Consider the following 17089-nt stretch of genomic DNA (forward strand, 5'->3'; position numbering starts at 1 on the left):
CGAGTGGTTTTTTATATATTTTAGTTAGTTTTAGTAGGGATAGACTTAAAAAAATCTTAAATAAAAAAACCGGATCATTTGATCCGGTTCTCTTATCACTTTTCGGTTAATCTTCTTTTTGTGCTTTATATGCATAAGCGTAGTTATAACCATAACCGTAGCCCGCACTAGCACGTTGAATGTCGTTAAGAATAAAGCCGTTGACTTTAACGCCTGCTTGTTCAAAGCGATTAAGCGTTAATTCAAGCTCTTTCATTTGCGACTTAGCATAGCGCGCAACAATTAAGTTCACACCTGTATATTGCGAAATAATAATACCATCGGTTACTGCAAGGACAGGTGGAGTATCAATAATGATGTGGTCATATTGACTTTGTAGCTGTTCAAGTAGTTCTTTAAACTGGTTAGAGCTTAAGATTTCCGAAGGGTTCGTTGGGCTCTTACCACGAGTAATCACGTCTAAGTTAGCAACTTGAGTTTTGTGCAAAACATTTTGTAGATCAGCTTGTCCGCTCAATAATTCAGAAAGGCCTGGTTTAACATCAATATCGAAGTATTTATGCATATAACCACGGCGCATATCCGCATCAATCAATAGTACTCGTTTGTCGCCTTGTGCAAAAATCGTTGCAAGATTCGTCGAAATAAATGATTTACCAACTTCCGGTGAAGGGCCAGCAATCATAATGATATTGTTTTTTGCATTTGCTAAAGCAAAGTGAATCGCAGTACGGATACTACGTAAGCTCTCAATTGCGATGTCATCACCATTTTTAACGGCAAGAATAGGAATACTCTTCTTCTTCTTTAAAATTTTGATACGACTTTCTTGAATTGGAGAGCGAGGTACGGTTGCATAGACTGGTAAATCTAACTCATTTTCAATTTGCCCAGAATCTTTAATGCCTGTACGTAACATATTACGTAATAGGGCAATCAGCGTTCCAATAAAACCACCCACCAAAACGGATAAAATAAGAACTAACAGTTTTCTAGGTTTGATAGGTTGAACAGGTTCAATAGCTGTGTCAACAATACGTACATTACCAATTTCACCGGCTTTGGCAATACGAAGCTGTTGGTATGAGTTTAAAAGAGCTGTATAGAGCTGAGTTTTTACTTCAACTTCACGATAAAGTTGTAAATATTGGCGTTGAACATCTGGTAACTGTTTTAAAGTACTATTGAGTTCACCAATTTGCTTATTAATTGCACTGAGCTGACCGTTAATTTCACGCATTGCCGGATGTTCAGCCGTATATTTTGCTGCCATTTCCGCTTGTTTTTGCTCAAGCTCTGCTTTTTTAGTTTCCAAAGTGATACTTTGGGTTAAATACAGCTCAGATTCTTTAGTCACATCAACTGTATTGTATTGCTGGCGGAATTTATTAAATTGACGTTCTGCATCATCTAGCTGTTTCTTCAAGTCAGGTAGCTGTTCATCTAAAAATTTTAAGGTTTGAGCAGATTCTGCCGAACGCCGCTCAATATTTTGTGCACTATAAGTCGCTAAAATAGCATTTAAGACTTTAGTAATATGTTCTTGATCTTGCCCTTGATAGCTAAGTCCTAATATACCTGTGAGTTTACCTTTTTCTTCTACAGAATAGTCGGAACTAATAGATTTTATAGCTAAAGGAAGTGATAATTTCTTAATATTATAAGTTGAGTCAAATTGGTCTTTTGTAAAGATAGCAACTTTCCATACACCATATGGTCCTGTAACGCTGTTAGCTTGGTTTAATGGAACAGTTAAGATGACTTCTTCAGTATCTGGGTCTGTTAAACGTAAAGACTGTTTATCAAATTCAAGAAGTAAGTTCTTATCTAAATAATAAGCTGGAATCTCAAACTGACGTATATCAAAACTTTTTAAGCCATCTTTAAATAAAACCGATTTTTTATCGTATTCAGTTTTATAATCAGTATCACTCAATAAGCGATGTGTAAATGTATTTTCAGTGCTAGACACCTGTATATTTAAGTGTAAATCTTTAATAACAGAACCTAAAACCAGACGAGATTTTAAAATTTCTATTTCTGCTTGAGCAGGTGATTTTTGCTCAATCATTTGTGATAGATCGCCTAAAAGTGCAGCAGAAGCGCCCTTACTGTCCTCGACCTGAACTAAAGCATCTACCGAATAGGTATCTGGGGTCACACGTAAATAGAGTAGGACACATACAACACTTAAAATAACGCATAGAGCAATGAGTTTCCACTGTGCAATCAGTGAAAAAAACAATTCTTTTAAGTCAATTGTATCTTCGGTATTAGTATTCTGTTGGTTCATATGCTTAAAAATCTATACGTTAAATATAAGGTTTCCAGTCAGCCACGCATTGCTGAATGAGCTGGCAAGTTTCATCAAATACAGCTTGCTCATGCTGGTAAGGATCGGGCACATTTTTATTTTGCCAGTGGCCTAAGCGATAGATTTTACCTTTCGCGAAGGGCCAAGTTTGCTCAATATGCTTTTGTTGGTTATTGCTCATCACTAAAATAAGATCAGCTTTTTTGATGAGTTCGGCATTGAGTTTTCTCGCAATATGAGGTTGCATATCAATGCCTAAACGCTGCATACAGAGTTGTGCTTTATTGTCTGCCTGATGCCCAATGAGTCCTGAAATACCGGCAGATTCAATATTTAGTTGAGGATATTGCTGTTTTAAAAAATATTCTGCCATAGGACTACGGCAGATATTTCCAATACAAACCACTAAAATATTTTTAATTTGCATAAAGTTATTGTCCCAAACGGTCTATGTTATATAAAGCATTTGAGAAAGGAATAATTTGGTTGACAATACGTTGCCAACGAGTTAAACCAGTTGCATCAACATAAACGACATCATTACTACGTAGTCTAAATTGATTCGCTAAACCAAAATCACCAATACTCATTAAATTTAAATGATAAATTTCGGTTGTACGATCATTTGGGTTAGTCCGTACTACATAGATACGGCTAGCACTTGCCGAGTTCGGGTTAATTCCTAAACTTTCACCTAGGGCATCAGTCAATGTCATGCCTTGATCACGCATAGGTAGTGCTTGATTTTTACCTGATTCACCCATCACATAAATTTTTTGGTTCTCACGAGTACTGACATAAATGGTATCGTTCGGCTGAACCAAAAGTTTGTGCAGTGAATAGCCTGCTTTTTCTAAATCAATTGTATTTAGGTTATAAGTTCGACCATTCCGAATCAGTTGAATATAAGTATTATCCCCTGTTGTAGTTACGCCCCCTGCCATACCCAATGCAGTATAAATACTCACAGGTTGATCGCTTAAATAAAATTGACCACCTTTAGTAACACTACCTTGAACAGAGAAGCGTTGTCCTTCATAAGACACTACACGTACAACCACATCGGGATTTTTTAAAAAACGAGCAAGTTGACTATGTAGCTCACGGTTGACTTGAGCAAGTGTTTTACCAGCTGCTTTGTAGCGACCAACTAATGGAAACTGAATATACCCCGTTTGGTCGATTGGGTAACCATTCGCTTGAACAGATTGCTCATTACTAATGCTATTGACTGGAGGAGTAATTTCTGGATAAGCCCACAGCTGGATAGAGAGAACATCACCTGGACTTAAACGATAAATAGATTGCTGCGTTTTAAATAAGGATGCGTAGTCGCGCTGATAATCGATTTGAGCTGGTTGTATTGCTGGTAATGTTTCTTGAGAAATTCTAACTACATTAACCGTAGTTCCGAGGTCCGTTTTATAAACTCCCTCACTCGGAATATCATAAGTTTGTAAACCGGAAGTAACCGCACAGCTGGCAGCACTTAAACTTAGGGCAAGAACAGAGAAAAACTGGCAATACTTCACACGCAACCCTTTGTGTATTTATCTTTAATTGATATTGTCCACTGCATAGCGACAAGTGTCTATTAAACGCAGGCTGAACTGATTCTAGCTGAAAAAAAATGAAAAAACATAGAAAAATCGCAAGGCTTTGTATGTTTAGTTTATCTGGAACTAGCTTTTAAGCAGTGGTCACAGTGTAGAAATATTAATAATGTATAATTTTGGCTACATTAAAAAGATTGCTTATAAACGTTGTAAACACATTTATACAATTGACGTACGGCGCTGAATGAAAATCTGATATAGTACGCTGCACTGTTAGTGCCAAAAGCATGATTTATTAGATATAAACTCTAAGGAAAAAGGCTCGTTTATATGCAAATTGCCAAATTAAAAATAGCAATTATTGGGTTAGGCTATGTTGGCTTGCCGTTGGCAGTTGAGTTTGGAAAAAAGGTACCAGTCGTCGGCTTTGATATTTATCAAAAACGTATAGATGAGCTTAAGAATGGTCAAGATCATACCTTAGAAGTTTCACCTGAAGAATTAAAGCAAGCCGTTCACCTCAAATATACTGCTCATTTAGATGATTTACAGGACTCTAATTTTTTTATAGTCACAGTACCTACACCAATTGATGACTTTAAGCAGCCTGATTTAACGCCTTTAATTAAAGCCTCGACGAGTATTGGGCAGGTTTTAAAAAAAGGTGATGTAGTGGTATATGAGTCCACCGTATATCCAGGTGCAACAGAAGAAGTATGTATTCCTGTTTTGGAAAAAATATCTGGACTCAAGTTTAATCAAGATTTCTTTGCAGGTTATAGTCCAGAGCGGATTAACCCCGGTGATACGCAGCACCGCGTAACTAATATTTTAAAAATCACATCGGGTTCCACACCTGAGGTAGCTGATTATATTGATGAAGTTTATAATTTAATTATTGAGGCGGGCACTCATAAGGCACCGAATATAAAAGTAGCAGAAGCAGCTAAAGTAATTGAAAACACTCAGCGCGATGTCAATATCGCTCTAATTAATGAATTGGCACTTATTTTTAATAAATTAGATATTGATACCGAAGATGTACTTAAGGCTGCTGGCACGAAATGGAACTTTTTACCATTCCGACCTGGATTGGTTGGGGGGCATTGTATAGGTGTAGATCCCTATTACCTTACACATAAAGCCCAGTCTATCGGATTGCATCCCGAAATTATTTTAGCAGCTCGGCGCTTAAATGATCGTATGGGTGAGCATGTGGCGACTCAGCTTATAAAAGAGATGGTTAAACAGCGAATTCAGGTCGTTGGTGCCCGTATTTTAGTAATGGGGCTCAGTTTTAAAGAAAATTGCCCTGATATTCGTAATACAAAAATTGTTGATTTTATTAAAGCGTTGAAAGAATACGATTTAGATTTAGATATCTATGACCCGTGGGTAGATGATACAGAAGTACAACACGAATATGGTTTAGCGCCAATTAAAGAATTACAACAAGGCTTGTATGATGCGATCGTTATTGCCGTTGCCCATAATCAGTTTAAATCAATGAGTGCACATGAGTTTCATGCCTTAGGTAAAGAAAAGCATGTACTTTATGATTTGAAGTATGTTTTAGATAAATCAGAGACCGATATCAGACTTTGATATTATTTAGGCTAATAATTTTAATTTGTTTAAAAATGAGGAAGAGATGTTACAAGGCTCAACAATATTAGTAACTGGTGGAACAGGTTCTTTTGGTAATACATTTGTTCCAATGACATTGGAAAAATATAATCCTAAAAAAATAATTATTTTTTCTCGCGATGAAATGAAACAATGGGAAATGGCGAAAAAATTTAAAGATGATAAACGTGTTCGGTTTTTCATTGGTGATGTGCGTGATAAAGAACGCTTATATCGTGCTTTAGATGGGGTTGATTATGTTGTGCATGCTGCAGCAACAAAAATTGTACCAACTGCTGAGTACAACCCTTTTGAATGCATCAAGACTAATATTAATGGTGCAATGAACTTGATTGATGCATGTATTGATAAAAAGGTAAAAGGTGTTGTTGCTCTTTCAACTGATAAGGCAAGCAGTCCAATTAATTTGTATGGTGCAACAAAACTTGCATCTGACAAATTATTTGTTGCTGGTAATGCGTACTCTGGTGAACATGGTACAAAGTTCTCTGTTGTACGTTACGGTAACGTAATGGGATCTCGTGGGTCAGTTATTCCTTTCTTTATGTCAATTAAAGATAAAGGTGTGCTGCCAATTACAGATGACCGTATGACTCGCTTTATGATCTCGTTAGAACAAGGTGTAGAACTTGTTTGGCATGCATTTGAAGATATGGTTGGTGGTGAAATTTATGTGAAAAAAATTCCATCAATGAAAGTGACTGATCTTGCTGCAGTGGTTGCTCCTGAAGCTAAACAAGAAGTTGTAGGTATTCGTCCAGGTGAAAAATTACATGAGCAAATGATCAGTATTGAAGACGCTTATTATACTTATGAATATCCAGAGCATTATAAAATCCTACCTGTAATCAATGATTGGGCGGAAACACAAGAACGTATTAAAGACGGTAAACGAGTTCCAGAAGGTTTCCACTATTCTAGTGATAATAATACTGAATGGATGAGCCCAGAAGAATTACAAAAATGGTTAATTGAAAACGCTGAGAAAGTAGGAAATATCTAACATGTCTATCCCATATGGCAAACAAAATATAAATCAGGCTGATGTTGATGCAGTGGTTCAAGTCCTCCAATCTGACTTTTTGACACAAGGTCCTCAAGTTCCTTTATTTGAAAAATCAGTAGCAGAATTAGTTGGGGCGAAATATGCCTTTGCTATGAATAGTGCAACATCAGCTTTACATGTAGCTTGTTTGGCATTGGGATTGAAAAAAGGAGATGTCCTTTGGACATCTCCGATTACTTTTGTTGCATCGGCTAATTGTGCATTGTACTGTGAAGCAGATGTTGATTTTGTCGATATTGACCCAGATACCTATAATCTTTCGGTTAATGCTCTAAAAGCCAAATTAGAAATTGCAAAGCAAAATAATAAATTACCAAAAATTGTAGTGCCTGTGCATTTATGTGGTCAGCCATGCGATATGGAAAAAATTCATGCGCTTTCGAAAGAATATGGCTTTAGTGTTATTGAAGATGCATCTCATGCAATTGGGGGTAAATATAAAGAAAGTTATATTGGTTGTAACCAGTATTCCGATATTACAATCTTTAGTTTTCATCCAGTCAAAATTATTACAACAGCTGAAGGTGGAATGGCGCTTACCAATAATGAAGATTTAGCTAAGAAAATCGATTTATTACGTAGTCATGGCGTTACAAGAAACCCGGAATTTATGACCAAACCATCAGAAGGCCCTTGGTACTACCAACAGGTTGAGTTGGGATATAACTATCGCATGACCGAATTACAAGCTGCATTAGGGGTTACACAGTTGACTCGCTTAGAAACATTTGTGGCTAAACGACATGAGATTGCTAAAAAATATAATGAGCTCTTAAAAGATTTACCGTTAATTACTCCATACCAATTACCGGAAACATATTCTGGTTTGCATTTATATGTTATTCGTTTAAAGCTAGATGAATTGAGTAAAGGGCGTAAAGAAATTTTTGAGATATTGAGAGAAAAGGGTATTGGAGTAAATGTGCATTATATTCCAGTGCATACCCAACCTTATTATCAACAATTAGGCTTCAAAAAAGGCGATTTCCCTGAAGCAGAAGCTTATTATGAAGCTGCTATTAGCTTACCAATGTTCCCTGATTTGACTGATGAGCAAATTCAATACATTTACCAGACACTAAAAGAGGTGTTGGTATAATAATGCAACTGGCGGTTATTCCTGCGCGAGGTGGAAGCAAAAGAATTCCTCGTAAAAACATTAAAGACTTCTACGGTAAGCCCATGATTGCATGGTCTATAGAAGCAGCACTGAAAAGTGAATGTTTTGATGAAGTCTGGGTCTCGACTGATGATCAAGAAATTGCAGATATTGCAGTTAAGTTTGGAGCGAAAGTTCCATTCCTGCGACCAGCTCATTTGTCTGATGATTATGCAACTACAGCAGATGTCATGCAGCATGCGATACAAGCTTTTGCACAATTACGGGGTCAATCGCCAGACTTTGTTTGCTGTTTATATGCGACAGCACCGTTTGTACAGGTTGATGATCTGAAAATTGGGTTACAGCTATTACAATCTCACCCGCTAGATTATGCTTTTAGTGCAACGACTTTTGCTTTCCCGATTCAAAGAGCTATTAAATTGAATAAGGAGGGTAATGTTGAGATGTTCCAACCAGAAAACTTTAATAAGCGTTCTCAGGATTTAGAAGAAGCGTGGCATGACGCAGGGCAGTTCTACTGGGGAACGGCACAGGCGTGGCAGGAAAAATATCCAGTTTTCTCAAGCAAGTCTCGAATTGTCGAGCTCCCTAGAACACGTGTGCAGGATATTGATACCCTAGAGGATTGGCAATTAGCAGAGATGTTATTTGGGGCTTTGAAATTATGATAATGCGGATAGGCTTTAGAGTTGATGCTGCTAAACATATTGGAACTGGTCACCTACAGCGCTGTTTAACTCTTGCTAATTATTTAAAGGCAAAGGGGCATCAATGTATTTTCTATTGTAGAGACTATGGGCAAGCTTTTTATAATTTAGTATTGAATGCAGGCTTCCAACTTGAAATTATAGGCCAAACAACAATTGGCAGTTTGCCAAAGTCGGAAAAAGACTGGTTAGGCGTAAGTATAGAAAAAGATAGTGAAGACTTTATTGAAAAAATAAAAGAGAAAACAATAGATATCTGTATCGTTGATCATTATGCATTAAATATTAACTGGGAACGGATTATTCGGAAGCATGTTTCGAAGTTAATTGTTATAGACGATTTAGCTCGTGAACATGAATGTGAAATTCTATTAGACCAAAACTTTTTCCCATATTATAAGCAGCGCTATGATCTTACAACGCCATTAACAACTATTAAGTTGTTGGGGCCGGAATACTGCCTTCTTAAAAAAGAGTTTAGTCTGTTTAGATCATTGAGAAATCAAGAACAAATTAATAGTAATAAGATTTTGATTAACTTTGGTGGTGTAGGTAATTTTACACTTTTGCAAAAAGTTATATCTGTAATTAATCGTGTGGATAAATATGATTATATTTTAATTACAGGAATGTTGGAGAAAGAGCGATTTCAGTATTTAGAGGGCTTGGTTGTTGATAAATCAAATATCAAAATTATGCAATCATCATCAAATATGGCTGAATTAATGAATAGTTCAAGTTTTGCTATAGGGGCTTGTGGCTCAACGGGTTGGGAGCGTTTTTGTTTAGGGGTAAATGCAGCGTTAGTACAGGTAGCAGATAACCAGCGTATCTTATTAGGATATTTGGCTGAGGAAGATTTAATTGATAATTTAGGCGATTGTAACGCTTTAACAGAAGATCGATTATTCGAATTTTTAAGTAAATTAGATTTCACCAGTGTTTCTTACCGTCAAAGAAGAATCAAAATAATGGCACTTGTTGATGGGCTTGGTGTTGTCAGAACATGTGAAAAAATCTTGGAGTTAAGTAATGTTTAAAGGAAAAATAAGACCAGTCCAACTGAAAGACGCAGAAATGATTTTAACATGGCGTAATCAAGATTCTGTCCGTATGAATATGTATAACCATGATATTATTGAATTAGATGCTCATCTGAAGTGGTTTAATTCTATTTTGGTAAATGATACTTGTCGTTATTTTATTTATGAACAAAATAATACACCATTAGGTGTGCTCTCCTTCAATGATATCGATTTCAAAAATAAGAAAGCATCTTGGGCTTTTTACTCTGGAGATACCACGGTACGAGGTATTGGTTCTGAGATGGAGCAACTGGCATTAGATTATGCTTTTAATGAATTAGATTTAAATAAATTATGTTGTGAAGTTTTAGAGTTTAATTTTGCTGTTGTTAATTTCCATCGCAAATTTGGTTTTAAAATGGAAGGCATTAAGAAGCAGGATTACTATAGAGACGGTAAATTCTATGATATCTATCAGTTAGCTCTGTTCAAAAAAGATTATCAAAAAATACAGTCGCAAGCTTATAGCCCAATAGAAAAAAGCTATGTATGGAGTTTTTCTATTCCAGAGGAAAAAATTGATCAGTTTGCTACCTTGTCTGGCGATAAAAATCCTGTTCATCTGGATAAAGAGACTGCGATTTCACTGGGTTTTGAAAATAGAATCGCCCATGGCGCTTTACTTGTTGCTGAGATATCAAAAGTTGCAGCTATGGACTATCCAAGTAGAAATGCAATTTATTTAGGACAAAACCTTGATTTTAAAGCCCCGATTTATCCAAATGTAGAGCTTACCGGAAAGGCGAAGTTAAAAACACAAATAGGACGTTATGTCATTATTGAGTATGGTGTTTATCAGGAAGAAAAACTTATAGCTCAAGGCGAATCCGAGTTTTTATTAAGCTAGTATTATCCATAAGATAGGTGAAGTAAATGCAAATAAATCATAGAAATATTGGTATACAGTATCCACCTTATGTGATAGCTGAGCTCTCTGCAAACCATAATGGGCATTTGGAAACTGCACTTAAAATTATTGAAGAAGCTAAGCGCTGTGGTGCAGATGCTGTTAAGTTACAAACTTACAGTGCGGATACTATTACATTAAACAGCCAAAACGAAGAATTTATGATTCGTGGTGGTTTATGGGATGGGCAGTCTCTATATGAGCTCTATCAAAAAGCACAAATGCCATGGGAGTGGCATAAACCGCTTTTTGACCACGCGCGTGCTTTAGATATTACAATTTTTAGCTCACCATTTGATCGGACTGCAGTTGATTTACTTGAAGACCTTAATGCACCAGCATATAAAATTGCCTCTTTTGAAGCGGTCGATTTGCCATTAATTAAATATGTAGCTTCAACCGGCAAACCAATGATTATTTCAACAGGTATGGCGGACAAAGAAGAAATTGGTGAAGCAATTCAAGCTGCTTATGACGGTGGTTGCAAAGAGCTTGTAGTTTTGCATTGTGTAAGTGGTTACCCTGCTCCAGCGGAAGATTATAATTTGCTAACTATGGTTGATATGGCAAAATCTTTTAATGTTCAAGTAGGATTATCTGATCATACCTTAGATAATACAACTGCAATTGCAGCGGTTACATTAGGTGCATGTGTTATTGAAAAGCATTTTACACTCGACCGCAATGGTGGCGGACCAGACGATAGTTTCTCTTTGGAACCCATAGAATTACAACACTTGTGTCAATCTGCAAAAACTGCATGGCAGGCACTTGGTCGTGTAGACTACGGTAGAAAATCAAGTGAACAAGGTAATGTTAAATTTAGACGTTCACTTTACTTTGTAAAAGACTTAAAAGCAGGTGATGTGATTGACGAATCAAGTATCCGTAGTGTACGCCCAGGGTTCGGTTTACCACCTAAATTTTATGATGAAATTCTAGGGAAAAAAGTGACGCAGAATATTAGTTTAAACACACCAGTAACGATGGATGTTATTGGCTAAATGCGGGTATTAAAAGATAGCTTTATTTATTTGATTGGGGAGCTTTTTGCAAAAAGTCTCCCTTTTCTGATGTTGCCTTACCTAACAAGAAAGCTTGGACCAGATGGCTTTGGTGAGTTGTCTTACTATTTAACTATGCTGTCGTTGTTTGGTATTTTTGTCGGTTTAAGCCAAGATGGGGCAGTTACACGCTATTTCTATTTTTATGGTAAAAAAGCTTTAAATACAGTTGTTAAGGCAGGCTATTTATTTAATATAGTTATTTCTTTTGTCCTGCTACTTGCTTGTTGGTGGTTTAAAGCCGAAATTATGGCATATGTTGTTCTAGCAACAATGTTTCAGTCTTTTGTCACTGTTCAGCTTGCTTTAAGACAGTGTCAAAAGCAGCCACTTAAATATATTGCGATTCAAATTATATTGTCTTTAACCAATGTTTTATTTACCGTTGCAGCTCTTGAATATTTTACTCAAGATTTAGTAGCTTATCGAATATTGGCGATTATTGTAGCAAACCTTACAACATTCGTGATCGCAAGTTTAGTATTAGGAGATCTCTTTAGAGATAATTATCACTTTACATGGCAAAGGTTACGTTTAAGCCTCTTTTATATTTTTTCGTTTGGGCTGCCACTTATTTTACATCAGTCCAGCTTTTTCATTAAAGGTCAGTTAGATCGTATTTTTATCTATCAACAATACTCAAAAATAGATTTAGGTATTTATTCTGCAGGCGTACAAATTGCAGCCGTGTTGCCAATTATTCTTATGGCGCTCAATAAAGCAATAGTACCATATTACTATCAAGGCCTTAAAGATAACTCGTTAACTATAGCTAAGATAAAAAAATATACATTGTATAGCTTGCCTATAAGTATACTACCAGCAGTAGTAGGTTGGCTGCTGCCTGAACAAGTATATCTTTGGTTTTTAGGGCAAAGTTATGTTGGTTCAAAGTACTATGTCATAATGTATTTACTGGGCTTCGGAGCAAATCTTCCTTATCTTATGTTAGTGAACTACTTTTTTTATCATGGTAAAAATTTGATGATTTCTAAAATAACAACGTTATCGTCAATCGTGTATCTAGTCTTTTTATATTTCTTTGCAAAGGAATCAATAGAGTTAATCCCTTATGCATTATTGATAAGTAACTTTGTATTGCTAGTCATTTTTTGGAAGAGAATAAATTATGCAAAAACAAGCTAATAAAAACTTGTTGGTTTGCTTAACACCATTACAAATGTTGATAGCATCAAAAATAATAGATCAGAATCCTGCATCGTATGATGTACTATGTCTTTCATATAATGAAAATAAAAAATATGATTATTATTTTAATAATATTTCCAAGAAATGCGATTTATCTTGGAAATTCTTAGTCAGATCTAAAAGTAAAATTTATCGAATATTTGATTTTTTTCGATTTAAATTTTTTTTATTAACATTGACTAGAAATAAATATAATAATGTTTATTTGGCTAGTATTGATAATCCATTCTTACATATACTTTTATCAAAATTAAGTAAAAATAATATAGCTACTTTTGATGATGGTACTGCGAATATCTATAAAGAAAGTGTTTATTATAACTATCAAAATAAGAGCAGAGTTCAAGATCTAATTCTAGCGTTGCTAGGAAATATATATAGCACACAGGATGTGGTAAGTGAAAGCAGTAAACATTATTCTATTTATAATAACTATAGTAATATAATAGAAAATGTTAGTTTTATATCTCTTTTTAAGCAAAAAGAAACTGTAGTAGAAAAAAAGAAAGTGAAAATATTTTTAGGACAACCTTTTAAAGATATAAAAGGTATTAATACTGAGAAAATACTAAACTTTATTGAAAGTTTGAAAATTGATTATTATTTTCCCCATCCACGTGAAGTGGAGAAATATAATAATTTTAAATATATAGATTCCTCATTGATATTTGAGGATTATATTGTAAATATATTGAAAGATGGTTATTTTGTTGAGGTTTATACGCTATTAAGCACAGCAGCTTTGAATGTAGCATCATTAAAAAATGTAAGAATCAAAGTGTTATGTGAAAAAGATTTAAATATTAATTATTTTCAATTCTATGAAATTTTTAAAAACATAGAGTGTGATGTAATTGATTTTTAATGGATATTTCTCAGTCTTATGTAATAGGGTTAACCAATGACATTATTTATATATTGTTTTCTTTGCTTAATGGCCTTTTGTTTTATTTTTATACAAAAAAAATATTTACTAAATTATGTTTTTGTTTTCTTCTGTTTAATGGGGTGGTCGATTGTTGCACGATTTAACTCAATTCAACAAGACTTAATAGTTTACTCTGAGGCAATGAGTTATAATTGGGATTTTTATAAAAGCCTTTACGTATTAAGAGAACCAATTTATTGGATTACAAGTAAAATTCTCTATGATTTTTTTAAAGAGCCTATTTTTGTATTCATTATATGGGATGCTATAATTTTTAGCTTATTTATCTATATTGCTTATAAAAAAAATCTAAAACCATACTTTATTTTAGTATTTATATTGTTTTTTCCTAATGTTATGGGTTTTTTAAATGTTTATAGGCAGTATATATCAACGATATTTCTTTTCTTATCCTTTTTGCTTGTTTATGAAAATCATATAAAATCTAAGTTTTTTTATTTGACTTCTTTTTTAAGCCATAATGTGGGAGCTATATTTTTACCACTTATTTTTATAAGAAAGAAATTTTTCCAAAGTAAATTTGTTTTGACTTCTATTATTTCTATATTTGCGATGATTTTCTTGTCGAGTTCAAAGTCTGAGATAGATACAGGTGAAACTTCTCCTCTACTTTTTTTTGCGGTTGTTTGTACAGGGATGCTAATATTTTTGTCATTAAACAAGTTGATTTTATATAGAAAGAATATAGATTTATATTATGTAAATATGTATTGTGTATTTATTTCCTTATTTTCTGTTTTGTTTTTATCTGATGCACCTGCAAAAAGAATTTGTATGATTGCTCTAATTTTCATACTATATTCAATTTATTGGTTTATTGAAGATAATAAAAAAAATATTCTTGTTTTTAGAGCTGGTTTAGTCTTGGTTACATTGCTTCCAACATTTATATTTTCTTCTGTTTTTAATATGCTCGTATATGCAGGTAAATAATATATGAAAATTTTATTTATAATAAATTCGTTAAGAAATAAATCGGGCTCTGAACGTGTCGCTGTTGAATTGGCCAATAAGATGTCAGTTATAGAAGATTATGATATTACGTTATTGAATAGAGAGTCGAATAAAAATAGTACAGCATATCCTGTTGCTGATAATATAAACGTAATAGCACTGGATGGTAATTTATTTCATTTTTATCAAAAACTTAAAAAACATATTGCTGCCTCGAATTATGATGTGGTAATTGTCCATAATATGGGCAAATTGTCTTTACTATGTGCGTTTGTCTCTAATATTAAAAAACTAGTAATTTTGGAACATGTTTCTTTTGTCAGTCGTCCTCAAAAAATACAAATTTTAAGTAAACTGTTATATCGAAAAATTGATCAAGTGGTGACTCTTACTCAAAATGACAAAGAGCAATTTGATAAATTTCATTCAAATGTACTTGTGATACCTAATTTTTCGCCATTTCCTATTAGCTCAACACATCAACAGAATAATAAACAAATTGTAACAATTGGCCGTTTAACTGATCAGAAAAATTATATGCATCTGCTTCAAGCGTGGGAGAAAATCTATCAATTTATCCCTGAGTGGCAGTTAAATATTTACGGAGAAGGTGAACATTATTCAATGTTAGATGATTACATTACTAGAAATTCTCTTCGAAATGTGACTTTAATGGGGACAACTTCTAACGTAAAGCAAGTATACGAACAATCTAACTTCTTTGTAATGTCATCAAAATATGAAGGCTTACCAATGGTGTTAATAGAGGCACAAAGTTTTGGTTTACCTATTGTTTCATATAATTGTCCATATGGCCCAAGTGACGTCATTCAAGAAAATCAAAATGGGTTATTAGTTGAAGATCAAAATATTGATAAATTAGCAGAAGCAATTTTAAAACTTGCGTCATCTCCAGACTTATTAGAGCGCTTTTCTCAAGAATCGTTATTAAATGCTAAAAAATATCAACCTGAACAAATTTTGAAAATTTGGATTGAAAAAGTCTTGCAAGGATAAGGTTTTATGTTTTCTGTATTAAGCTCTATTTATCACAAGGAGCATCCAGCACACTTTAATGCTTGTATTGAAAGCATTTGGGATAAACAAACTTTAAAACCTACAGAAATTGTTTTAATTGAGGATGGTCCTTTAACACCTGAATTAGATCAAATTATTGCTAAATGGCAAGCAAAATTAGGTAAAGTTCTTCGAGTTAAAAAACTTGAACAAAATGTTGGAACAGGTAAGGCAAAAAATATTGGATTGCAAGAATGCACCTATGACATTGTTTGTATTGTTGATACAGATGATATTTATGTGCCAGAAAGATTTGAAAAACAAATTAAATTTTTAGAAAAAAACCCTGATGTATCAATTGTAGGTGGGCAAATTCTTGAGTTTGTTGAGGATACTCAAAATCCGACAGGTATGCGTAACGTTCCTTTATCAAATGAAGATCTAAGAAATTATGCAAAGAAGCAAAGCCCATTTAATAATATGACAATTACCTATCGAAAGTCACATATTCTTGAAGTAGGTGGCTATCAACATCATTTGTGGATGGAAGACTATAATCTCTTTTTACGGGTGATTGCTAAGGGATATAAAATTCAGAACTTACCAGATGTATTAGTCTATGCACGTATTGATAATGGTATGCATGGTCGTCGTAAAGGTTTCCAATATATTAAAAGTGAAAAACAGTTACTAGATTTAAAAAAACAACTAAAGTTACAAAATCCTCTATATGCTAACATGCTGTTTCTGATACGGTCTGCCTTTAGACTGTTACCAGCAAATCTATTGGGTAAAATTTATAATACCTTTCTTCGTAAAGATATTAAAAAATGAGTGAATGAAAATATGAAGCGTTTAGTAGACATAGTCATTTCTTTAATAGCTTTAAGTGTTCTGTCGCCAATATTTCTGATTGTTGCTTATAAGGTCCGTAAAAATTTAGGGTCACCCATATTCTTTTATCAAGAAAGACCAGGAAAGGACGGAAAATTATTTAAAATGATTAAGTTCCGTTCAATGAAAGATGCTTTTGATGCAGAAGGAAACCCGTTGCCAGATGAGGCACGTATTACCCCATTTGGTCAGAAATTGCGCTCTACAAGCTTAGATGAAATGCCTCAGCTCATTAATGTACTGAAAGGTGACATGAGTGTAGTTGGACCTCGTCCAATGCTTAAAGATTTTGTTGCACTATATTCACCAGAGCAGGCACGCCGTTTAGAAGTGCGTCCGGGAATGACAGGCCTTGCTCAGGTAAGTGGCCGTAATGAACTTGACTATGAAGAGCGATTTAAGTGTGATGTGTGGTATGTCGACAATCACAATGTTTGGGTCGACTTTAAAATTATGTTTAAAACAGTCAAAGTAATGACTAAGCGTGAAGGCATTAATGCGCCAGGACATGTTGGACCATCTTTATTTAAAGGTAATGATGCTCCAGAAAATGTTGATTCCTCTGTAAAGTAAATTTTATATCTTGAAATCTTTGTT

General features: G+C 34.3%; 16 protein-coding genes. 13 read left to right on the forward strand and 3 right to left on the reverse strand.

Annotated features, from left to right (window positions below):
- Window positions 1-106 precede the first annotated feature (106 nt).
- The 3 genes from J690_RS16910 to J690_RS16920 are packed head-to-tail and all read right to left on the reverse strand — an operon-like array spanning window position 107 to window position 3846.
- Window positions 107-2293, reverse strand: a complete 2187-nt coding sequence (locus tag J690_RS16910) for a polysaccharide biosynthesis tyrosine autokinase (protein ID WP_032037078.1) — start codon at window positions 2291-2293, stop codon at window positions 107-109.
- A gap of 19 nt (window positions 2294-2312) precedes the next feature.
- On the reverse strand, window positions 2313-2741 hold the full coding sequence (locus tag J690_RS16915; protein ID WP_032037079.1) for a low molecular weight protein-tyrosine-phosphatase: 429 nt from the start codon (window positions 2739-2741) through the stop codon (window positions 2313-2315).
- Between the two features lie 4 nt (window positions 2742-2745).
- Window positions 2746-3846, reverse strand: a complete 1101-nt coding sequence (locus tag J690_RS16920) for a polysaccharide biosynthesis/export family protein (protein WP_032037080.1) — start codon at window positions 3844-3846, stop codon at window positions 2746-2748.
- A 354-nt stretch (window positions 3847-4200) separates the two neighbouring features.
- Between J690_RS16920 and tviB the strand changes: the two genes are divergently transcribed.
- Genes tviB through J690_RS0104555 form a run of 13 tightly spaced genes read left to right on the forward strand, consistent with a single transcriptional unit; the run spans window position 4201 to window position 17065 of the window.
- On the forward strand, window positions 4201-5475 hold the full coding sequence (gene tviB, locus J690_RS16925; protein WP_032037082.1) for a Vi polysaccharide biosynthesis UDP-N-acetylglucosamine C-6 dehydrogenase TviB: 1275 nt from the start codon (window positions 4201-4203) through the stop codon (window positions 5473-5475).
- A 46-nt stretch (window positions 5476-5521) separates the two neighbouring features.
- A complete protein-coding gene (gene pseB / locus J690_RS16930; protein ID WP_032037085.1) occupies window positions 5522-6520 on the forward strand; it encodes a UDP-N-acetylglucosamine 4,6-dehydratase (inverting) in 999 nt (332 codons plus the stop codon).
- A gap of 1 nt (window position 6521) precedes the next feature.
- A complete protein-coding gene (gene pseC, locus J690_RS16935) occupies window positions 6522-7682 on the forward strand; it encodes a UDP-4-amino-4,6-dideoxy-N-acetyl-beta-L-altrosamine transaminase (RefSeq protein ID WP_032037088.1) in 1161 nt (386 codons plus the stop codon).
- 2 nt (window positions 7683-7684) lie between these two features.
- A complete protein-coding gene (gene pseF / locus J690_RS16940) occupies window positions 7685-8374 on the forward strand; it encodes a pseudaminic acid cytidylyltransferase (protein WP_032037090.1) in 690 nt (229 codons plus the stop codon).
- On the forward strand, window positions 8371-9453 hold the full coding sequence (gene pseG / locus J690_RS16945; protein WP_032037092.1) for a UDP-2,4-diacetamido-2,4,6-trideoxy-beta-L-altropyranose hydrolase: 1083 nt from the start codon (window positions 8371-8373) through the stop codon (window positions 9451-9453). Before pseF ends, pseG begins: the two co-directional genes overlap by 4 nt.
- The gene (pseH, locus tag J690_RS16950) at window positions 9446-10345 is read left to right on the forward strand and encodes a UDP-4-amino-4,6-dideoxy-N-acetyl-beta-L-altrosamine N-acetyltransferase (protein WP_032037093.1); all 900 of its coding nucleotides are present in this window, start codon (window positions 9446-9448) and stop codon (window positions 10343-10345) included. The genes pseG and pseH overlap by 8 nt, the downstream gene beginning before the upstream one ends.
- A 26-nt stretch (window positions 10346-10371) precedes the next feature.
- On the forward strand, window positions 10372-11409 hold the full coding sequence (gene pseI / locus J690_RS16955; protein ID WP_001166640.1) for a pseudaminic acid synthase: 1038 nt from the start codon (window positions 10372-10374) through the stop codon (window positions 11407-11409).
- Complete coding sequence (locus tag J690_RS16960) at window positions 11410-12615, forward strand: oligosaccharide flippase family protein (protein ID WP_032037096.1); 1206 nt, start codon at window positions 11410-11412, stop codon at window positions 12613-12615.
- Window positions 12599-13543, forward strand: a complete 945-nt coding sequence (locus J690_RS16965; protein WP_032037097.1) for a glycosyltransferase family 52 — start codon at window positions 12599-12601, stop codon at window positions 13541-13543. The genes J690_RS16960 and J690_RS16965 overlap by 17 nt, the downstream gene beginning before the upstream one ends.
- Before the next feature lie 36 nt (window positions 13544-13579).
- Window positions 13580-14560 carry an EpsG family protein gene (locus tag J690_RS16970; RefSeq protein WP_032037098.1) on the forward strand — a complete coding sequence of 327 codons (981 nt, stop codon included), beginning with the start codon at window positions 13580-13582 and terminating at the stop codon, window positions 14558-14560.
- Between the two features lie 3 nt (window positions 14561-14563).
- Entirely contained in the window at window positions 14564-15598 is a 1035-nt protein-coding gene (locus tag J690_RS16975; protein ID WP_032037100.1) for a glycosyltransferase family 4 protein, read from the forward strand.
- Between the two features lie 6 nt (window positions 15599-15604).
- A complete protein-coding gene (locus J690_RS16980; RefSeq protein ID WP_032037101.1) occupies window positions 15605-16432 on the forward strand; it encodes a glycosyltransferase in 828 nt (275 codons plus the stop codon).
- Between the two features lie 12 nt (window positions 16433-16444).
- On the forward strand, window positions 16445-17065 hold the full coding sequence (locus tag J690_RS0104555) for a sugar transferase (protein WP_032037102.1): 621 nt from the start codon (window positions 16445-16447) through the stop codon (window positions 17063-17065).
- The last annotated feature ends 24 nt before the right edge of the window (window positions 17066-17089 follow it).

The sequence above is a fragment of the Acinetobacter sp. 742879 genome (genome assembly GCF_000588535.1).
In the GTDB taxonomy this organism is placed as follows: Bacteria; Pseudomonadota; Gammaproteobacteria; order Pseudomonadales; family Moraxellaceae; genus Acinetobacter; species Acinetobacter pittii.